Genomic DNA, 21285 nt, shown 5'->3' with positions numbered 1-21285 from the left:
TATTGTCAAATGTAATGAAACGTATGCAATTTTTAATACAAAGGTTTAACTTTGCGATTAGAAAAAAACTGAAGATGTCAAAAATACTAACCGGAATTCAAAGCACGGGTACGCCACATTTAGGAAATTTATTGGGCGCTATTTTGCCTGCTATTGAACTGTCAAAAAACCCAGAAAACCAATCATTTCTTTTTATTGCCGATTTGCATTCGATTACACAAATAAAAAACGGGGATGAACTTCGCCGTAATACGTATAGCACGGCTTCGGTTTGGCTGGCTTGTGGATTGGATGTCAATAAAGTGATTTTTTATCGTCAGAGCGATGTAATCCAAACGGCTGAATTGTCCTGGTATTTGAGTTGTTTTTTTCCTTTTCAGCGTTTGACACTGGCACATTCTTTTAAAGACAAAGCTGATAGACTGGACGATGTAAATGCCGGTTTGTTTTCTTATCCAATGCTGATGGCTGCAGATATTTTGTTATATGATGCTGAATTTGTTCCGGTTGGTAAAGACCAATTACAACATATCGAAATTACAAGAGATGTTGCTTCCCGCTTTAATCATCAAATGGGAGATACATTTGTAATTCCGGAAGCAAAAATTGAGAAAGACACGATGTATGTTCCGGGAACTGATGGTCAAAAAATGAGTAAATCCCGTGGTAACATCATCAATATATTCTTAGATGATAAAGCATTGCGCAAGCAGATTATAAGCATTGAAACAGATAGCACTCCATTAGAAGAGCCAAAAGATCCGGACACCTGCAAGATATTTGGGCTTTATAAATTATTGGCAAACGCTGAACAAATTGCACAAATGAAAACCAAATATGCCAATGTCAACAGAGATTTTGGTTATGGTCATGCGAAGCAGGAATTGTTTGAATTAATCATTGCCAAATTCAAAACCGAAAGAGAAAAATACAATTACTATATGAACAATTTACCCGAAGTTGATGCTTTGTTAAAAAAAGGCGCCACAAAAGCGGGAGCAATTGCTAATGAAGTCTTAAAAAGAGTACGTGAAAAATTGGGGTTTGAATAAAATTTATACATTTGATAAAAATCTATTTCAAATGAAAAATATTGTTTTAATTGCGCTATTCACTTTTTTATCTTTTACTGCTTTTTCACAAATTAAATTTGCAGAAGAAAAAAATCCGGAGTTGAGTAAAATGCTTGCAAAGGTTCATACTGACAATGCTTTTGGCTTCAAAAGATATTTGATAAAAACCTTCATTATCAATACTGATTTAGGTTATTCAAAAAATGAAGATCCTGAAGGAGCAAAGCAAAATGTTTATATTTCTATTAGTTTCCTGGATAAAGAAATCACGACAAAGTTGTATAAAGTTGAAACTCTTGTCAACCCTGAAACAGTAAATGTTGTTGAAATTCTTACTGGCCTTGAAATTAGTATTGCCCATGGTTTAGCAGAAGATAGGATCGAAGAAGGATTCATTTTAGAAATACCAAAAAAATAATCTTATACCGCTTCAAACAATTTCCCAGGCAAAGGCCGTATAACGCCTTTCAATTCCATATTTAAAAGCAAAGAAGAAATTCTAAAAATTGGAAAGTCACATTCGAGCGCAATGATATCTAACAATTGCTTTCCGTTTTTTTGGAGATAATCGTGGACTTTTTGTTCATCATTATCAAGCGAAACGAATAGTTGCTTTTGAACGGCTTTGTCATTACGAGCCTGCGATGCGATCTCCCAATTTAAGATATAAACCAAATCGGCGGCCGATGTCATTAAATTGGCGCGCTGTGTTTTGATTAAATTATTGCATCCCTGACTAAATTTATCCGAAGTTCTTCCTGGCACAGCAAACACATCGCGATTGTATTCATTTGCCATTATTGCTGTTATTAATGAGCCCCCTTTTTCGGCGCTTTCAATTACGATTGTGGCTTCGCTCATTCCGGCAACAATGCGGTTTCGCTTGACAAAATTTTCTTTCTCTGGACTGGAGTTACTCCAAAACTCAGTTAGGAAACCACCGTTCTCTTCCATTTTGGCAACATATTTCTTATGTGGTTTTGGATAAACCTGATTTAAGCCATGAGCCAAAACTCCAATAGTTTGCAACTTATTTTCGATAGCTGCCTGATGTGCGACAATATCAACACCATACGCAAATCCGCTAACGATTATTGGATTGAAAATAGCTAAATCTTCAACTAGTTTTTTACAAAAATCCATTCCATGTGGAGTGACTTCACGTGTGCCAACGATGCTGATTATTTTTCTACTTTCGAAGTTTATATTCCCCGAAGCGAAAAGTAAAACCGGTCCATCAATGCAATGTTTTAGTTTGTCGGGATAATCATCATTCTGATAATACAAAGTACAGGTTTTCTCCTTTTCGATAAATCGCATTTCCTGTTCAGCTTTTTCAAAAATACTTTTGTCCCTGAGGTTTTTAATCAAAGTATCTCCTATTCCATCAATCGATTTTAATGAATGCGATTTGGAATTAAGGACATTTTCTGCTGAGCCGCAATGGTTTATCAGTTTTTTGGCAACAATGTCTCCAACGCCTTCAACTTTCAATAGTGCCAAGATGTTAAAAATTTCTGTTGGATTCATGTGCTTATTTTACTACAAAAATAATTATTTTTTCTTGGGATTGTTAATAAATTTTGTGAATAATTTTTTGATACTATTATTGTTTATCTAAATTTGTCGATATGAAGATTGAACAATACATTTCCCAATTATTATATCGTTATCAGTGTGTGACCGTACCAGGTTTTGGTGCGTTCCTGACTGAATTTCAATCGGCACAACTGGACGAAAATTCACATTCGTTTTATCCTCCAAAAAAGATGATTTCTTTTAATCCATTTATCAAAAATAATGATGGATTATTGGCAAACCATTTGGCGCAGGCTGAAAAAGTATCTTATGAAATTGCGGTAAATGCTATTCAGAATGAAGTTTCACATTGGAAATCTAAAATTCAGGAATTCGGAAGTTTCTCTGTAAAAAACGTTGGAGATTTTTCATTGAATTCTGAGAAAAATATTGTTTTTGTTCCGATTGATCAAATCAATTATTTAAAAGAATCTTTCGGATTGAGTTCATTTGTTTCTCCTTCTGTAAAACGCGAAGTTTATAAAGAACAAGTTGAGCAACTTGAAGAAAAAGCGCCAATTATTTTCACGCCCGAAAGAAAAAGAAATTATTCTGTTTTAAAATATGCTGCAGTTTTCTTATTAGCAGCTGGAGTTACAGGAACTGTCGGTTATAAATATTACGAAAACAAAATTGCTCAGGAAACGCTTATCGTAGAAACGAATGTTCAGAAAAAGGTAAATCAGAAAATTCAGGAAGCTACTTTTTATATTTCAAATCCGTTGCCATCTGTTACGTTGACGGTTGCTGCCGAAAAAATGCCTTATTGTGTCGTTGCCGGTGCTTTTAGAATAGAAAGCAATGCCGAAGAACAATATCAAAGACTGCTTAAATTAGGCTTTAAAAAGGCCAAAAGATTAGAGCCAAACAAGCACGGTTTATTTCCTGTGCTTTATGGAAGTTATTCGACCTACTCTGAAGCGCATCAAGCGATGAAAGATATTCAGAAATTAGACAACAAAGATGCTTGGCTATTAATTGAATCATTATAAAAAAATCCCGGGAAATCGGGATTTTTTGTTTTCAGTAAGTACCTTTGCAAAAAAAATAGTATGAGTCCAAAACATCCTTCTGAATCGTTAACGATATTAACCGATTTAGTTTTACCAGGCGAAACCAATCCTTTAAACAATCTTTTTGGAGGCGAATTACTTGCCAGAATGGACAGAGCAGCCAGTATTGCGGCAAGAAGGCATTCGAGAAGAATTACTGTCACCGCTTCTGTAAATCACGTTGCTTTTAATCGTGCGATTCCTTTAGGAAGTGTGGTAACCGTAGAAGCCAAAGTTTCACGTGCTTTTACGTCATCGATGGAAATCTTTTTGGATGTTTGGATTGAAGACAGGGAGTCCGGATTACGAACCAAAGCTAACGAGGCCATTTATACTTTTGTAGCCGTTAACGAATCTGGAAATCCTGTTCCTGTTCCACCAATTGATCCACAAACTGATGAAGAGAAAGTCAGATTTGAAGCGGCTTTACGCAGAAAACAACTGAGTTTGGTATTAGCAGGAAAAATGAAACCACACGATGCAACGGAATTGAAAGCATTGTTTCTATAAAACTTCTTTTTGCTTTTAAAAAAGTAGTATATTTCCAAAAAATCAAGATTAATGAAGACCACTTTGAAATGGATAGTTTTGTTGTGCTTTTTTGGAATTCCCGCTTTCTCACAAAAAAACATTGATCCCACACCCGAAGATATTTCTCTTGCTAAGAAATTAAGGGAAAATTATCCGAAAGACGATATTGCTATCTTAGAAAGCACTGACAATATTAGTTTTGATTTCAATAAAAAAGAAGCGAAAGTCACAGTAAATCATAATACCAAAGAACATCTGATGAATATCAATTATAGAACTGATATTCAAAAATATGAGTTTTATGATAGTGAAACCAGTATTGAGACTTTCTCAATGAAGTATCGCAATGACAAATCAACTTCTTTTTTTGTAAAAGATGAATTTTACAAAGACAAAGATTTGTTTTATAACGATGCAAAGGTCAAATATATGACTGTCGATTTCCCGGTTCAGGGTTATACTTATCGCTATGAAATGGAGAAAAAGTATGATGATGCAAAGTATTTTACCACGCTGTATTTCAATGATGAATATCCTATTCTTAAAAAAACTATCTCATTCAGTATTCCAAATTGGCTTGAAATCGAATTAAAAGAATTCAATTTTGAGGGATATAAAATCAAAAAAACGTCACGTCAGGAAAACAACATGACCTACGTTACGTATACTTTAGATGATGTTCCATCCGTTTATAAAGTTGAAGATGCTCCGGGAAGAAGCTATACTTATCCACACATTTTGGTATTGGCAAAATCATTTTCAAAAGATGGTGTTCAAACTACATTATTCAAAACCAGCGATGATTTATACAAATGGTACAAGTCATTACTAGCTATGATGACTGACGATACCTCTGTGATGAAAGCAAAAGTTGAAGAACTTACTGCAAATGCAAAAACCGATGAACAAAAAATAAAGAACATCTATTATTGGGTTCAGGACAATATCCGTTACATTGCTTTTGAAGATGGTATTGCCGGTTTTAAACCAGATGAATCCAATCATGTTTTTGAAAAGCGTTATGGCGATTGTAAAGGAATGGCAAATCTTATAAAGCAAATGCTGAAAATTGCCGGTTTTGATGCGCGGCTTTCCTGGATTGGCACCAAACACATAGCCTATAATTACACAATTCCTTCTTTGGCTGTTGACAATCACATGATTTGTACATTAATTAACAAAGGCAAAAAATATTACCTGGACGGAACAGAAAAATTCAACTCTTTTGGTGAATATGCCGAACGTATTCAGAATAAGGAAGTGATGATTGAAGATGGAGACAAATGCATAATTGAAAAGATTCCAGCGGTAACTCATGAAGCCAATAAAGAGCAATTTACAGCAACGCTTTCAATCGAAAATGAGCATTTAGTTGGTAACTGCAATCACAATTATATTGGTGAAAGCCGTGCTCAGTTTTTAAACATTTACAATAATTTTGAAACCAGCAAAAAGAAAGAGCGCCTTGATGGATTTTTATCAAAACAAGACAAAAACATCATAACATCTGATGTTAAAACGTCTGATTTTCAAAACAGGGAAATAAAACTAAACCTTGATTATAAAATAAATATTGCCAACAAAGTTTCTTCTTTTGATAATGAAATGTATATCGATTTAGAGTTCATGAACGAATACAAAGGCTTTATGTTGAAAGACAGAAAAGTAGATTATGAAATGGATTATAAAACCAATTACGAATCACAAATAAACTTTATAATTCCCGATGGTTATAAAGTAACTAAGCTTCCTTCAAATCTTACTATCAGGGAAAATGACTTCGACATCAATATCACATTTGATAAAAATGACAAAGAAATCATTTATAAAAAATCATTCATCTTCAAAAATGGTGTTATAAAGGCCAATGAAATGGAGAAATGGAACGATTTTATCAAAAAAATGATTGAAAATTATAACCAACAAATTACTATTAGCAAATAATTTTAAATGAAAACAAAACTACTATTGCTATTGCTTTTTGTTTTACAAATTGCAGCTGCCCAGGATAAAAATGAAATAAAAGAATTTTTCTGGGGAAAAAATGATGAATTCAAAAAAGTAACTGCGATTCCTGATAAATGGAAAAATGAATCGGCAGTATTTATCCACAAAAAAGAATATTACAACTACCATAAGTTTGGAGCAAAAGTTACCTATACTTCAGGTGTTCGAAAAAGAGTGAAATTACAGGATCAGGCTTCGGTTACCGAATTTTCTCAGTTCTCCTATAAAAGCAAGTTCTATTCTAACAGAGTCATGGGATTTATTTGGAACAGAGGAGGAACATTTGTCGGAATAAAAGTTGTAAAACCAAATGGTAAAGAAATTGAAGTAGATGTCGAAAAAGAAGCTAAAGATGTTAATGGCGAAAAAAAAGTAGCCATTCCAAACCTTGAAGTCGGAGATGTCATCGATTATTATTTCTATAATGTTGAACCGTTTGTATCTGTTTTGGATCACAGTTTCGATCCTGTCGAAACGCCACTTGGTGATGTATATCCAACAATGGATTTGAAAATTGTCCTCGAAACAGAAAATGATTTCTTTGTTAATTTCAATACTTATAATGGTGCGCCGGCTTTAATTGAAGTCCCAACCAATAAAGGTGGTGAAAGACAATATGAACTTTCTGAAAAAGATATCAATAAAAATGAATTTCCGCGTTGGTTTTACCCATTGGCAGAAATGCCCAGCTACAAATTTCAGGTGATTTTTGCACGATCAGGAAAGTTCGAAAAACTGGCTGATGGGTTTTTATCAAAAACTGAAAAAGAAGTAAAGAAAACCGTTTCTAAAGATGACATTTTTGATTATTACAATACCAAATTTGTTCCATCCGGTGATTTAGATCCGATAAAAGATTTCTTAAAAGGGAAAACTTTTGCCAACGACGAAGAGAAAATCAGAGAAGTTTACTATTTCTGTCGTCATGACTTTTATACAAAATATATCGAGGCCTTTATAGCCAATGACGCTAAGATTTTTTATCCATTTGAATACTATCAGAAAGCAGTGTTCCTGAGAGATGAAGAATCGTTCATAAAATACTTTATGTACTTCCTTAAAAAGAACGATATCAATTATGATATTATTGTAGCAACTGGCCGGGATAATGGTTCAATTGATGATTTATTGATACAGTCGAATGTAAAAAAACTTTTAAGAGTAAATACTCCAAATCCTATCTACCTGGAATATTTCTCACCATATACAAGTGCTGATCAATTTGATTATAACGTAGAAAGTTCTAAAGCTTATGTTCTTGAGGTTTCTAAAGGAAAACGTGTAACAGATGCATCGGTTGTGACTTTACCATCCAGTACTTATCAGGAAAACTGTACTAAAATCAAAACTACTTTAACTCTTGATGATTTTGCAGGATACAAAGTAAAAAAAGAGTCATCATATACCGGGCATTTGAAAGAAAATGAACAGAGCGAAAGGCTCAACTTTTACGATTATGTTTATGAAGATTATTCCAAATATGGTTCAACTCCGCTTATGGATTATGTAAAAAATAAAAAGAAGAAAGAGCAATATACCAATGAGCTTAATGCAATAATCAACAAGCTGAAAGACAAACAAAAAGATGGTTTTAAGGATTCAACATCTAAAGAATACGAAGTTGATCTTGACGATTATACTTTCAAAATTAAAAATACAGGGCGTTACGGTAAAAAATCTCCTCTGGAATACACCGAAGAGTTTGCGGTTAAGAACAATTGGATTAAAAAAGCCGGTGATAAATATTTGATGGAATTGGGTAAGTTTTTAACTGCTCAAATTGAGATTACTCAAAAAGAAAAAGATAGAAAGAACAATATTTATATGGTTTTCCCGCGTTCTTTTGATAATGAAATTATTTTTGAAATTCCTTCTGGCTACACTGTTTCCGGTTTGGAAAAGTTAAATAAAAAAGTAGAAAATGAAACTGGAGGATTTACATCAACCGCTGAAGTAAAAGGGAATAACCTTGTTATAAAAACATACAAATATTACAAAAATTATAACGAACCAAATGCAAACTGGAACAAGATGATTCAGTTTCTGGATGCCGCTTATCAGTTCACGCAGGAAAAAATATTGTTGAAAAAAGCATAATTTATTTTACAAAAAAGTCCTCTCGTTATAGGAACTAGAGGACTTTTTTGTTACATGTTAAACAACCAGGTGGCCGGATTGTTATACGTTATATTCTGAAGAATTAAGAACTTCAAAATCGTTTTCCCTGTGTCGCCGTTAGTTCTGATTTTACCTAAAGTTTGTTTGATAGAAACTTTATCTCCAACGCTTACGTTAACGCTGCTCAGGTTTTGATATATCGTGAAATAATCTCCATGCTGAATAAAAACAGCAATATTCAGAGGCGATAATTTAATTACTTTAGTCACTTCACCACCAAAAACCGCTCTGGCTGAAGCTCCATTTTCGGTTGTTATTTCAACACCACTATTATAAACCCTAAGCGTTTTAATAACTGGATGTGCCTGATCACCATAAGGTAAAGAAACGACGCCTTTTTCAACAGGCCATGGCAATTTTCCTTTGTTAGCTCTGAAATTATTTGCGACCAATTGACCTTCTGAAGTCAATACAATTTTTGTTGAAGATTCAACTGCTTTTGTTGATGCTGCTGTTGTTGTTTTTGGATTAGCTCTGGCTTTTTCCGCTGCCGTTTTCTTGTTCGCTGCAGCAATTGCCTGACGGATTAATTTTTGGATTTGCGCATCGATATTTCTTGTTTCCTTTTGCTTCTTTTTTATCTCTGCGGTGATTTTCCCCTTTTCCTTATGAATCTGATTGGCAATTTTTTCCTGTTCCTGTTTTTCTTTTTCTAATTCTTTCCTTTCGTTTACGTTTTCTGTAATTAGCTTTTCCTTTTCCGTTTTCTGAACAAGAATTTTATTTGTGTAACCAACCAATTGCTTGGTTTTTCCCTCAATTTCCATGCCCTGCATTTTTCTGTAGCTTGCATATTGTTTCATATATTGGGCTCTTTTATAGGCTTGCAGGAAGTTTTCCGAAGATAATAAAAACATAGCCCGGCTTTGCTCAGACCGGCTTTTATACGACTTCATAATCATCGCTGCATAATCTTTTCTCAGTTGTTCTAAATCGCGGTTTAGCTGGTTGATTTTTATTTGATTTACATAAATATCATTGCCCAATAATTTTGTTTGCTTCTCGGTTGTTTGTATCAGTTTTTCTTTTAATCCAATCTTTTCTTTTTGGAGCATTAACTGAGTAACCACCGATTTTTCTTTGCTTTTTACAGATTGCAATAATTGCTCTTTTTCCTGAATCTCTAATTGAATTTTAGCTTTGCGCTCTTCGAGTTGTTCCTGCGTTGGTGGTTGGCTCCACATTTGAATTGTGAAACAGAAGAATAATAAAGAGAGAAATAATTTTGGCATCGGTTTTTTATTTTGGCTAATCTTTTATCGAAATTCTATCATATCCATCAGGCACACTGTAAGGAAAAGATAAATCTTCGTTGAACGTTATTGAATTATAATCTACTGAAATTGTTGTTTTCCCTTTCTTTTGAAACGCATTTATCGTCACACCTGCCGGAAATATTCCAGACGCAAAATCCTGAAAATTGGGATAATTCGCTTCAAAGCTTCTTTCTTTTTCCGGTTGGCTGATTGTTTGTTTTTTTAGTAAAAAATGCTCTGCTTCAAAGGAAAAAGATTTTTCTGTTTTGTCTTCAACAGTATTTAATTTATAGAATTTATCAGTTTCTGAAAAGGAATAACTCCCTTTTGTCAAATCATCTATTGGACGTCCAATCAGCATGTTTTGTATTTTATTAAAATCTAAATCGGTCCCAAGCCATTGACTCAAAGCTTCATAATTTCCTTCAAAATAAGTTCCGTTTAATTTTTCATAGTACTTTACTTCTTTGGGTGTTATCAGCGCTTTTGCCATTGTTATCCCCAACACGCGAATGCTTACCAAAATCTTTTCGTCTTTCTTTATTTTGATTTCTGCGGAAACACTTTGCGAATCGTCGTCGTGCTTATATTTGGCATTGGCTCTAATATATAACGTCGAAAAATCACTTTTATTACTGTAATGATTTTGAATTATTTTTTCAGAAGTTAAGGCGTTCCCATCGGTTACAACCGCTGTTGGTGTTTTTGTATCGACAAAAACCTGTTTTGGTTTACAGGAACTTAAAAAAATAATTACCAGAATGAACAATCCCTTTTTCATTATTTCTTTTGTTTTTTTATGAGTTCATTTGCTTTGGTAAAATACTTTTCTTTCTTATTTGCATCTCCCAAACCTGTATATGCTTCACCCAATTGAATATTAAAATTGATTTCCAATGCCTCATCGTCAACAACAAAATCCAAACCGGATTCTAAAAACGTTGCCGCTTTTTTAAAGTTTTTGAGTTGATTATTAGCCAATCCGGCATAATAATAAAACTGTGGCTGCGTTGGGAAAAGCTGTGTCAAATCGTCTGCTCTTTTTGCTAAATCGCCAAACTGCTGACTTTCGGTATAAGCCTGCAACAATAAAAGCTGTGTTTCTACATCATCTTCAGCACTTGCTAAATGCATTTTTAAATACTTGACAGTTTTCGGCCAGTCGGCTTTTGAATAATAAAATTTACCTATTTCTTTAGCAACTCTTACTTCTTTATCATTATCAAAATAAGAAATGGCTTTATCTAAATCGGGTTCGTATTTTGGATTATTTTTGGTAAAAATCAGAAACTCATTGAGCATCCTGTGCTTGATTTTAGAGTCGATTTTTTTGCTTGGAAACACAATATTCATTGCTTTCACTGCATTATCTCCATCATTATTATTCAAATGAAATTTAAACAAACTCACTTGTGCCCAATCGGATGTTGGAATTTCTTTTTCTAATTTTTGAGCAATTTCAAGAGCTTTTTCTTCCTGATTACTTTGGGAATACATATAAATCAAAGCAATATAATTGGATTCTTCTTTTGGGAATTTCTTGATTTGATCCAACAAATTAAACTTTTCAGCCGATTGATATTTAGCATCTTTTAGAATATCTGATTTATACAATTCACGTTTATCTGATTTCCCAAACTTTGCATTCAGTTCGTTGATGAGTTCCAGCGCTTTGTCAAATTGCTGTGTATTCATATAAAGTGAAGTCAAATCTTCTTTATAATCTTCCTTGAATGTTACCAGTTTTTCAACGATTGGAATCGCTTTATTATAATCTTTTACTTCATAACAAACATCGTACATTCCAACCCAAGCCCAACGGTTTTTCGGATCCATTTTGGTCGTTTTCTCAAAGTTTTCGTAGGCTTCGTTATATTTTTTTTGAGCTAAATAATTCTTTCCAAACTCAAAATAAACGACGGGATTTTCGGGTTCGATAGCTTTCCCTTTTTCTAAAGCAGCAATGGCTTTATCATAGTTTTCAATGCTTCTTTGCTGAATGGCTTCGTAGAAAAAATCTTCAAATCCATCGTCTATAGTAACAACATCGTTTGGTTCTTTCTGAGCCATAACAATATTTGGAACACAAAGCGCTCCGAAAAACAACAGACAATAAATTGCAATTTTTTTCATTTTTTTTATTCTAAAACAGAGTAATCTCCAATGCTGATGCTTGTAAAATTACCATCAAAATTCGCGTGATTGCCAATCATCGCATTATCTAAACTAGCATTTTTGATATGAGCATGCGTTTGTACTAAACTATTTTTTATTGTGGAATCGATAACATGTGTTCCTCTTCCCAGCGACACATTTGGACCAACGGTTGCATTAATCAAAACCACATCTTCGCCAATATAACATGGCGGAATGATGGTTGAGTTTTCTTGTTTTACACCATAATCGATTAGATGTTCACCATCGTTGTGTAAAAATCCAAGCATCCTCGAATTGGTCTCGACAGTAACATCTTTGTTACCACAATCCATCCATTCATCGACTTTCCCCGGTACAAATTTCATGCCTTTAGCCATCATTTGCTTAATTCCGTCATTGATTTGGTATTCTCCACCATGAATGATGTTGTTATCCAAAACAGACTGAAGCTCATCTCTTAAAACGGAAATATTCTTGAAATAGTATATTCCGATTACTGCTAAATCCGAAACGAACTCTTTTGGCTTTTCTACCAATTCAACAATTTCACCTGCCTCATTCAAATTAATCACACCAAAAGCTTCCGGTTGATCCACTTGTTTTACCCAAATAACGCTATCGGCAGTTTTATCTAAATCAAAATCGGCACGAATCAAAGTATCTGCATAAGCAATTACGGCCGGACCGGTTAAAGAATCTTTCGCACACATAATTGCATGACCTGTTCCCAGCGCTTCGTTTTGATAATAAATGGTTCCTTTTGCGCCTAATTTGTTAGCAATTGCAATCAAATCTTCTTCTACTTTTTTACCAAAACTTTCGTGGATTATAAAAGCAACTTCATCAATGTCCTGATTCAAAACGCCGGCGATATCTTCTACCAATCGGTGAACGATTGGTTTCCCTGCAACGGGAATTAATGGTTTTGGAATTGTTAATGTATGTGGACGAAGACGTGAACCACGGCCAGCCATTGGAACTATTATTTTCATTTTATTCTTTTATTTTTGTTAATCCATACTTCTCGGCAAAAGTATTAAATATGTCTATTTTACCTTCTTTTTTGAGATTTGCAACAATTTCTTTCATCACATTTATAGCATCTTGTTTGTAGGGAGAAGAACCTTTGTCATAAAGGTCGTAAGCTTTTAAAGCGCTTTCAAGAGCATTGTCATAATCTCCGGTAACGTTTTGTAATCGGGAGATTCCGTAAAATCCTTCAGGGTTATCAGGATGTAATTTTATGAATTTATTATACGTTTCAATTGCCTCTTTATTTTGATTAAGAAGATTATAAGCAACAGCCATACTCATTAATGGTGTTACGCCTTCGGGATCTAATTCCAGTGATTTTTTATAACACTCGATTGCTTCTTTAAATCTGTTAAGCTTTCTATAACAAATTCCCATATTATCCCATGCAAAAGCAAACTTTGGATCTTTAGTGACAGCCTTATTGTATTCGACCAAAGCCAGGTCGTACTTTCCCTGATTAAAATATTTATCTCCTTCTTCATAAAAAGCCATTGCCTTTTTCTTATTGCTTATTGAGTTTTTATTTTTCTCATTATTTGTCATGATCAGTTGCTTAACATACGGGCAATCTGCTAATAATTTTTTTTCGATTTCATCGTAATCTTTGTCGATAGTTATTTGAAAACTTGCATTTTTCAAAATAGTATCATTAATTTTATCGCCTTTTAAACTGTCAAGTTTTGTTGTCATTTGGGCAACAAACTCTTTTGTCTGTTTAGCTATAATACTTGATGTAATACATGATTTTATCGAATCATTTTTCTGTGCTGTTGTCAGGTCAAAATTCAGTTTTCCTATGCATGCACACGACTGATCTAATATTTCCTTACTAATCTCCTTTTCCTGCGAAAATAAATTAAGCTGAGAAAAAAAGACAATGAGAGTAATTACGGCAACCTTTTTAAAGTGTTTCATAATGATGTTTATTTTACTCCGGTACTTCCAAATCCACCTTCGCCACGATGCGTTTCAGAAAGCACTTCAACGTGAATCCATTCTGCTCTTTCGTGTTTGGCGATAATTAACTGGGCAATTCTTTCGCCGTTTTCAACGACAAATTTTTCATTTGATAAATTTACTAAAATCACACCAATTTCCCCACGATAATCCGCATCAACTGTTCCGGGAGAATTAAGAACCGTAATTCCTTTTTTGGCCGCCAAGCCACTTCTTGGTCTAACTTGTGCTTCATAGCCAATTGGTAATTCAATAAAAAGCCCTGTTTTAACGATGGCTCTTTCTAAAGGTTTCAATTCTATTGGTTCAGTCAGATTTGCTCTTAAATCCATTCCTGCAGAAGCAATGGTTTCATAATTTGGCAAATCGTGTTGTGATTTATTAATGATTTTTATGGTCATTTTATTTTGCTTTTCTTTTTATGATTCTAAGTAATGTTTCCTTTTCACTATAATAAATGAAGTATAAAAAAACGATTAACAGAACTGCTTTTACAAGATAATTTTCTCTTAGCATCGGAATGTAAAACGATATCGCCGAGAACAGAACTGTTAATCCCAAATAACTAAAGATTTTATTGAAATCGTATGGAATCGGATAGTGATTTTGTCCCCATTTGTATGAAATAATCATCATGCTTCCATAAGCTGCAATGGTTGCAATCGCTGAACCGTAATAACTCATAGTCGGAATTAAAATCCAATTCAGAATTAAAGTTATGGCAGCGCCAATTAATGAAATATAAGCACCAATTCTAGTCTTATCTATCAGTTTGTACCAAACCGAAAGGTTGGTGTAAATTCCGAGAAAGAAGTTTGCCAAAACAATCAGCGGCACCACTTTCATGGCATCCCAATAATCAGCATTTGGCACTAAAACCCTTTTTAATAAATCGGCAAAAACAATCACAAACAAACAGATAAACGAACCAAAAATCACAAAATATTTAGTGATGGTGGCATAAGTTTGCTGCGCATTTTCATTGCTTGCATGACTAAAGAAAAACGGTTCTATGCCCAAAGTATAAGCCGTTCTGAAAAGCACCATAAACATTCCGATTTTATAACAGGCAGAATAAGCTCCGATTTCTGAAAGCGGCACATGCATCCAGTCTAAAAGGATTTTGTCAAAATGCTCGTTGATGGCAAAAGCGATTCCAGCAAATAAAATTGGCAATCCATAAATCATCATTTTTTTCCAAAGCACTTTGTCAAAATGCCATGAAATGCTTGTGTAATTCGGAACTAAAACTAGTAAAGTAAAGAGACTTGCTACCAGATTTGAAACAAAAATGTAACCTATTTGAAAGTTCTCAATGTAAATTGTACTTAAAAAACCATTTGAATTGCTCGCTACTAATTTTGGTAAAAAAGCCAAAAAGAAAACATTCAACAATAGATTTATCGAAACGTTTGCTATTTTTATGGCTGCATATTTCATTGGTTTTTTCTCAGCACGCAACTTTGAAAATGGAATAATTGCTAAGGCATCAAGCGTTAAAATCCAGATTGTATAAGTGATATATTCTACACTAATATCAGACCAGCCTGATAATGTGTGGCGGAATAATAAAGCTAAAACTAAAAATCCTAAAGTTGACCAAAACAGTGAAACTGTCGCTGTAGAAATGACATTTTTCTTGTCGGTTTCAGAGTTATAAAATCGAAAGAATGCCGTTTCCATTCCGTAAGCCAAAACCACATTGAAGAAAACCAAATACGCAAAAATCACCGAGACTTCTCCCATTTTGCTTTTATCCGGCAAATAGTAAACAAACAAAGGGTTCAGAATAAAGCTGATTATTCTGGGAAAAACTGTCGCTAATCCGTAAATTAAGGTTTGTTTAAAGAGATTTTTATATAAACTCAAGATGTTGAATATTGCTTTGGAATTGAAACAAAAGTAACCAATTCTTTGGTTTATGTTAAGCCGTTTTCGTCTAAAATTTTGACGAAATGAAAACCTTTAGGACCAAATCCCTGATTGTAGTAAAAACGATGCGCCGGAAAGTTTGAAGTATAGGCATCAAGAACAATATTGGTGCAACCTAATGCTTTGGCTTTGGCTTCAACAAAGTCGCAAATCATGTTGCCAATTCCTTTTGAACGATGGTCAGGATGAACGATAAAATTATCTATTTCGATAAACTTTCCGCACCAGAGTTTGGTGCCAAACCAAATTCCGGTAACGCCAATACATTGGCCGTTTTCAAAAACAGCAACCTGAGAATAATTATTTGGGAGCATAACCTCAAGAAAGGATTTGTATCGCTCAGGAGTCATTTTCGTATACATCAGATGCATCAAATCAAACTGCTGGAGCATTTCTTCTAATGAAGTAAGTTCTTTGATTTCCATTGGTGGATTTTTATTTAAAAGTAATAAAAAAGAGCCAACATTCACTGGTTCTTTTTTATTACTTGAATTGGTTTTTTGATTACTTTTATCAAACAACAATTATAAACTATAAACCTAACAACTATGAGAAAAACATTACTCTTATTTTTAGCAGGATTTCTTGCTTTTAATTTTCAGATGACTGCGCAGGTAACCGTATCCTTAGGAACTTTAACGGGCGCATCCTCTACAAATGCTTTATTATCAACGAGTACAACTATAAATCGATATTCCAGAACGATGTCTCTTTATACGGCACAAGAGATTAATACCGCCGGTGGTATGGCTGGTTTCATTAGTAGTTTAGCTTGGGGCAAATCGGGTACTGGGGAATATACATCTAATGATGCCTACATCAAAGTGCTACTTAAACATACCACAAATAACGTTTGGTCAACCAGCCCTGTACCGGATTGGAATACAGAAATAATGGGCGCTACACAGGTTTTCACTTCTTCGGCATATAGCATTCCAACAGGTACCGGATGGAAACAAGTTCCTTTTACAACTCCTTTTCTATGGGATGGAACCTCTAACATTGTCATTTTTGTTGAATGGTCCAGACCTAGTACACCAACAGCCGATATTAGCTGGGAAAGGTCAACAGATGCAAATACAAATGCAACGCGTGTTGGAAGTACAAGCCTTGATGCCTTAGTAATGCTGATTAATGCTAATAGACCTTTGGTTCAATTAAATATTACCGCATTGAATATTAATGAATTCGAAAATTCTCCTTTCAAGCTATATCCAAATCCAACTAAAGACATTTTATTTTTGACCTCAGAAAAAAGCATCACAAAATATGTGATTTATAATGCCATAGGAGAAATAATTAAAGATAATTATCAAATAACCAGTGAAGAAATAAATGTAACTGATTTATCCTCTGGTGTTTATTATATTAAAGTCTTCTCAGAAGAAAAAACAGAAGTTTTAAAGTGGATTAAAATATAAATAACCTCCGGCTTAACTTGTTCTAAAATTAAAGTGAATTCATCAACCGAGTCTTTATAGCATTTATTTTTTGTAGAGAAAGTAATCTTTCGGATATCGATTAACGGTGCTATCGTTCAGATTAAAAAAAAGAGTCAACAATTGTGTTGACTCTTTTTGAAAATATTGTGAATTTTAAATTATCCTTTCAATGCTTCCGCTCTGTTGAAGATCTGAAAAAACTATCGTTTTTCCTTATCCTTTCAATGCTTCCGCACCACCAACGATTTCTAAAATCTCGTTTGTAATTGCAGCCTGACGGGCTTTGTTGTACGTTAATTTCAATTGGTTTCTCAATTCGGTTGCGTTATCAGTTGCTTTGTGCATTGCTGTCATACGCGCTCCGTGTTCAGAAGCAAATGAATCTCTGATTGCTTTGTATAGTTGTGTTTTCAATGATTTTGGAATCAATGTCAACACAATTTCTTCTTTTGAAGGTTCAAAAATATAATCTCCAGTTGAAGCCGGAACATCTGATGCGATTGGTGCTAATGGCAAAAATTGTTCAACCTGAACTATTTGTGTCGCAGCATTTTTAAATTGATTGTAAACCAATTCAATCTTATCATACTCACCAGAAGTGAATTTTTCGATTAAAGCATCAGCTATAGTTGATACATTATCAAAAGTCAAATCGTCATAAATTGCGTTATGATGACCGTGAACAGTATAGTTTTTTGCTAAAACATCATTTCCTTTTTTCCCAATAGGAAAAATATCAACTTGTTTTCCGGCATAACTATCAGCAACTTCTTTAACCTGCTTGATAACATTAGTATTAAAAGCACCGGCTAAACCTCTATTTGAAGTTATGGCTACAATCAAAACTTTGTTAATCTCACGTTGTGATGTGAACTCGCCACCAGCATCTCCATCTAAAGTAGAGCTAACATTTTGTAAAAGTTCGGTCAATTTTTCGGCATAAGGTCGCATCGCTGTAATAGCATCCTGAGCTTTTTTCAGCTTTGCAGCAGAAACCATTTTCATCGCCGATGTGATTTGCATCGTAGATGAAACTGAACCAATCCGATTACGTATTTCCTTTAAGTTTGCCATTTTTATTATTTTAAATTATAAATTTTGAATTATAAATTATGATTGCTCATTTAAAATTTATAATTCAAAATTTAAAATAATTTTTTTAGTATTTCGCTGAAAGTTCTTTAGCTACTTTTTCTAAAACGTCAGTAATGTTGTCATCCAACTTACCAGCTTTTAAAGCATCTAAAACATCTCTGTGCTTGTTATTCAAGAAATCAATGAAACTTCTTTCGAATTCTTTTACTTTGTTAACAGGAACACTTTTTAACAAGTTTTTAGAACCTGCATAGATAATAGCAACCTGATCTTCAACAGTGTAGGGATCGTTAACCGCTTGTTTAAGGATTTCAACGTTTCTTCTACCTTTTTCAATTACGTTCAAAGTAACAGCATCCAAATCAGAACCGAATTTTGCAAATGCTTCCAATTCACGGAATTGTGCCTGGTCTAATTTTAATGTTCCGGCTACTTTTTTCATCGATTTAATCTGAGCATTACCTCCAACACGAGATACCGAAATACCTACATTAATCGCTGGACGAACTCCTGAGTTAAACAAATCTCCATCAAGGAAAATCTGTCCGTCAGTAATCGAAATTACGTTAGTTGGAATATAAGCAGAAACGTCACCAGCTTGTGTTTCGATAATTGGTAAAGCAGTTAAAGAACCGCCACCTTTTACGATTGGTTTCAACGAATCTGGTAAATCGTTCATGTCTTTTGCGATATCATCATCAGCAATTACTTTACAAGCTCTTTCTAATAAACGAGAGTGTAAGTAAAATACGTCTCCAGGATAAGCCTCACGACCCGGTGGTCTTCTTAACAAAAGAGAAACCTCACGGTAAGCTACCGCTTGTTTCGATAAATCATCATAAATAATCAAAGCAGGACGACCTGAATCTCTGAAATATTCTCCGATTGCAGCTCCGGCCATTGGCGCATATACCTGCATTGGTGCTGGATCAGAAGCATTAGCAGCAACAATAACTGTGTAAGCCATCGCGCCTTTTTCTTCTAATGTTTTAGCAATTCCGGCAACCGTAGAAGCCTTTTGTCCAATTGCTACATATATACAGAATACTGGTTTTCCAGCATCGTAAAATTCTTTTTGGTTCAAGATGGTATCGATACAAACTGTAGTTTTTCCAGTTTGACGGTCACCAATAACAAGCTCACGTTGTCCTCTTCCAACCGGAATCATCGCATCGATAGATTTGATTCCTGTTTGTAACGGCTCAGTTACCGGCTGACGGAAGATAACTCCAGGAGCTTTTCTTTCCAATGGCATTTCGTATAAATCACCACCGATTGGTCCTTTACCGTCGATTGGTTCTCCTAGTGTGTTTACAACACGTCCTACGATTTGCTCACCAACTTTAAGAGAAGCGATACGTTGTGTTCTTTTTACTGTAGAACCTTCTCTAATTCCAGTAGATGGTCCTAAAAGTACAACTCCAACATTGTCTTCTTCTAAGTTCAAAACGATAGCTTCCAATCCGTTGTCGAATTGTACTAGCTCACCGTATTGAGCGTTTGATAACCCGTATACACGAGCAATACCATCACCTACCTGAAGAACTGTTCCTACTTCTTCCAATGTTGCACCTGATTCAAAACCAGACAACTGTTTTTTTAATATTGCTGAAATTTCAGCTGGATTGATTTCTGCCATTTTGATATATCTTTAATGGTAATCTAATTACTAAACTCTCTTTTTAATTCCTGTAATCTGTTTGACACAGATGCATTGTATTGTTTGTCTCCTATTCTCAAAATAAATCCACCAATAATTGAAGGATCAATAGTGTTTTGAATAGTTAATTTTTTAGTTGAAATCGTTGCTGCTTTTGCCAATATCTGAGCTTCTAAATCTGCCGTGATAGGAAAAGCTGTAGTTACTTTTGCAACTTCAACACCATTCATTTCATCAAACTGAGCATTGTATTGTGTAGCAATCGCAACTAATATTTCAAATCTTTTGTTTTCTTGTAGCAATCTGAAAAGCGATTTAGTTTCAGCCTGAACTGAACTAAAAACTTCTAACAAAGCGTTCATCTTCAAATCTGATTTAATGATTGGGCTAGCCAGAAATTCTTTTAAATCAGTACTCGAATCAACCGCAGCAATGATAGATTTCATATCATCATTTACCTGATTCGCTTTTCCGCTTGAAACCGCAGTTTCTAAAATTGCTTTCGCGTATCTAATCGCAGCTCTTGACATAACGATTAATTTAATTTAACGTCACCCAACATTTTCTCAACCAATTTGGTTTGAGAAGCTTTGTCAGCTAATTCGCTTCTTAATACTTTTTCTGCAATTTCAATAGACAAGTTGGAAACTTGGTTTTTCAAGTCTGCCATAGCAGCATTCTTTTCGCTATTGATTGCCGCTTTGGCCTGTTCAATCATTTTACCTGCCTGAACTTGTGCTTCAGCTTTTGCTTCAGAAACAATTTTATCTTTAATTTCTCTTGCTTCTTTAAGCATAACATCTCTTTCAACTCTTGCTTCAGCTAATAATTTCTCATTATCTGATCTTAAGTTCTGCATATCTCTTTTTGCAATTTCAGCAGAAAGCAATGCATTTTTGATTCCGTCTTCTCTTTCATTAACAGCATCAAGAATTGGTTTCCAGGCAAATTTTCTCAACAAGAAAATCAATAACAAGAAAATTAATGTCTGCCAGAAGAACAAACCAAACGAGAAATCATTTATTAACTTTTCCATAATTTAAAGTGTATTATGTATATGTAAATTTTAATTCTTTTTTAAAGATAAACCAAAGCTACAACCAACCGTTGCAGCTTTTAGTTTACTGTTTTTTTGTATTAAGATACAGCGAATAAAGCTGCGAATCCAATACCTTCAATAAGTGCCGCTGCAATAAGCATCACTGTTTGAATTTTAGCTGTAGCTTCTGGTTGACGAGCAATTGCATCTAATGCAGAACCACCGATTCTACCAATACCAATTCCTACTCCAATAACTACTAATCCTGCTCCAATAAGGTGAAGATTTCCTTC

Annotated in this window: 21 protein-coding genes; 7 read left to right on the top strand and 14 right to left on the bottom strand. The window is 34.3% G+C overall.

Going from position 1 to position 21285, the window contains the following annotated elements; translation table 11 throughout:
- The first annotated feature begins 74 nt into the window (after positions 1-74).
- Both trpS and ABIQ27_RS01980 read left to right on the top strand, forming a co-directional pair.
- Positions 75-1052: a tryptophan--tRNA ligase gene (trpS, locus tag ABIQ27_RS01985; RefSeq protein WP_348031563.1), complete on the top strand. Its 978-nt coding sequence runs from the start codon at positions 75-77 to the stop codon at positions 1050-1052.
- Positions 1053-1083: 31 nt separating this feature from the next.
- Positions 1084-1491 (top strand): hypothetical protein, encoded by a 408-nt coding sequence (locus ABIQ27_RS01980; RefSeq protein ID WP_348031561.1) that lies wholly within the window; start codon positions 1084-1086, stop codon positions 1489-1491.
- 2 nt (positions 1492-1493) lie between these two features.
- On the opposite strand, the gene dprA is transcribed toward ABIQ27_RS01980, so the two are convergent.
- Positions 1494-2603 carry a DNA-processing protein DprA gene (dprA, locus tag ABIQ27_RS01975; protein WP_348031559.1) on the bottom strand — a complete coding sequence of 370 codons (1110 nt, stop codon included), beginning with the start codon at positions 2601-2603 and terminating at the stop codon, positions 1494-1496.
- Positions 2604-2704: 101 nt separating this feature from the next.
- Between dprA and ABIQ27_RS01970 the strand changes: the two genes are divergently transcribed.
- From ABIQ27_RS01970 to ABIQ27_RS01955, 4 genes are read left to right on the top strand one after another with little or no spacing between them, the layout of a single operon-like run.
- Positions 2705-3643 carry an SPOR domain-containing protein gene (locus ABIQ27_RS01970; protein WP_348031557.1) on the top strand — a complete coding sequence of 313 codons (939 nt, stop codon included), beginning with the start codon at positions 2705-2707 and terminating at the stop codon, positions 3641-3643.
- A gap of 60 nt (positions 3644-3703) precedes the next feature.
- On the top strand, positions 3704-4213 hold the full coding sequence (locus ABIQ27_RS01965; RefSeq protein ID WP_348031555.1) for an acyl-CoA thioesterase: 510 nt from the start codon (positions 3704-3706) through the stop codon (positions 4211-4213).
- A 51-nt stretch (positions 4214-4264) separates the two neighbouring features.
- Positions 4265-6178 carry a transglutaminase domain-containing protein gene (locus ABIQ27_RS01960; protein ID WP_348031553.1) on the top strand — a complete coding sequence of 638 codons (1914 nt, stop codon included), beginning with the start codon at positions 4265-4267 and terminating at the stop codon, positions 6176-6178.
- A 6-nt stretch (positions 6179-6184) separates the two neighbouring features.
- Positions 6185-8338, top strand: a complete 2154-nt coding sequence (locus ABIQ27_RS01955) for a hypothetical protein (RefSeq protein WP_348031551.1) — start codon at positions 6185-6187, stop codon at positions 8336-8338.
- Between the two features lie 50 nt (positions 8339-8388).
- Here ABIQ27_RS01955 and ABIQ27_RS01950 read toward each other — a convergent pair whose 3' ends face one another.
- Genes ABIQ27_RS01950 through ABIQ27_RS01915 form a run of 8 tightly spaced genes read right to left on the bottom strand, consistent with a single transcriptional unit; the run spans position 8389 to position 16181 of the window.
- The gene (locus ABIQ27_RS01950) at positions 8389-9651 is read right to left on the bottom strand and encodes a peptidoglycan DD-metalloendopeptidase family protein (protein ID WP_348031549.1); all 1263 of its coding nucleotides are present in this window, start codon (positions 9649-9651) and stop codon (positions 8389-8391) included.
- Positions 9652-9667: 16 nt separating this feature from the next.
- On the bottom strand, positions 9668-10456 hold the full coding sequence (locus ABIQ27_RS01945) for a DUF4292 domain-containing protein (RefSeq protein WP_348031547.1): 789 nt from the start codon (positions 10454-10456) through the stop codon (positions 9668-9670).
- Positions 10456-11808 (bottom strand): tetratricopeptide repeat protein, encoded by a 1353-nt coding sequence (locus tag ABIQ27_RS01940; RefSeq protein WP_348031546.1) that lies wholly within the window; start codon positions 11806-11808, stop codon positions 10456-10458. Before ABIQ27_RS01940 ends, ABIQ27_RS01945 begins: the two co-directional genes overlap by 1 nt.
- 5 nt (positions 11809-11813) lie before the next feature.
- The gene (locus ABIQ27_RS01935; protein WP_348031544.1) at positions 11814-12824 is read right to left on the bottom strand and encodes a sugar phosphate nucleotidyltransferase; all 1011 of its coding nucleotides are present in this window, start codon (positions 12822-12824) and stop codon (positions 11814-11816) included.
- A gap of 1 nt (position 12825) precedes the next feature.
- Entirely contained in the window at positions 12826-13782 is a 957-nt protein-coding gene (locus ABIQ27_RS01930; RefSeq protein ID WP_348031543.1) for a tetratricopeptide repeat protein, read from the bottom strand.
- Positions 13783-13790: 8 nt separating this feature from the next.
- Entirely contained in the window at positions 13791-14225 is a 435-nt protein-coding gene (gene dut / locus ABIQ27_RS01925) for a dUTP diphosphatase (protein WP_348031541.1), read from the bottom strand.
- A gap of 1 nt (position 14226) precedes the next feature.
- Positions 14227-15693, bottom strand: coding sequence for a polysaccharide biosynthesis C-terminal domain-containing protein (locus ABIQ27_RS01920; RefSeq protein WP_348031539.1), 1467 nt, complete (start codon positions 15691-15693; stop codon positions 14227-14229).
- A gap of 50 nt (positions 15694-15743) precedes the next feature.
- Positions 15744-16181: a GNAT family N-acetyltransferase gene (locus ABIQ27_RS01915; RefSeq protein ID WP_348031537.1), complete on the bottom strand. Its 438-nt coding sequence runs from the start codon at positions 16179-16181 to the stop codon at positions 15744-15746.
- A 123-nt stretch (positions 16182-16304) separates the two neighbouring features.
- On the opposite strand from ABIQ27_RS01915, the gene ABIQ27_RS01910 reads away from it, so the two are divergent.
- On the top strand, positions 16305-17177 hold the full coding sequence (locus ABIQ27_RS01910) for a T9SS type A sorting domain-containing protein (RefSeq protein WP_348031535.1): 873 nt from the start codon (positions 16305-16307) through the stop codon (positions 17175-17177).
- Positions 17178-17411: 234 nt separating this feature from the next.
- On the opposite strand, the gene atpG is transcribed toward ABIQ27_RS01910, so the two are convergent.
- The 5 genes from atpG to atpE form a co-directional block, all read right to left on the bottom strand.
- Entirely contained in the window at positions 17412-18272 is an 861-nt protein-coding gene (gene atpG / locus ABIQ27_RS01905) for an ATP synthase F1 subunit gamma (protein WP_348031533.1), read from the bottom strand.
- 85 nt (positions 18273-18357) lie between these two features.
- Entirely contained in the window at positions 18358-19932 is a 1575-nt protein-coding gene (atpA, locus tag ABIQ27_RS01900) for a F0F1 ATP synthase subunit alpha (RefSeq protein WP_348031531.1), read from the bottom strand.
- Between the two features lie 23 nt (positions 19933-19955).
- Complete coding sequence (gene atpH / locus ABIQ27_RS01895; protein WP_348031569.1) at positions 19956-20489, bottom strand: ATP synthase F1 subunit delta; 534 nt, start codon at positions 20487-20489, stop codon at positions 19956-19958.
- A complete protein-coding gene (locus ABIQ27_RS01890) occupies positions 20489-20989 on the bottom strand; it encodes a F0F1 ATP synthase subunit B (RefSeq protein WP_348031529.1) in 501 nt (166 codons plus the stop codon). The genes atpH and ABIQ27_RS01890 overlap by 1 nt, the downstream gene beginning before the upstream one ends.
- A gap of 101 nt (positions 20990-21090) precedes the next feature.
- On the bottom strand, positions 21091-21267 hold the full coding sequence (atpE, locus tag ABIQ27_RS01885) for an ATP synthase F0 subunit C (RefSeq protein ID WP_348031567.1): 177 nt from the start codon (positions 21265-21267) through the stop codon (positions 21091-21093).
- Positions 21268-21285 lie beyond the last annotated feature (18 nt).

The sequence above is a fragment of the Flavobacterium sp. genome, from assembly GCF_039916025.1.
In the GTDB taxonomy this organism is placed as follows: Bacteria; Bacteroidota; Bacteroidia; order Flavobacteriales; family Flavobacteriaceae; genus Flavobacterium.
This window is presented reverse-complemented; position numbering and strand designations above follow the sequence as displayed.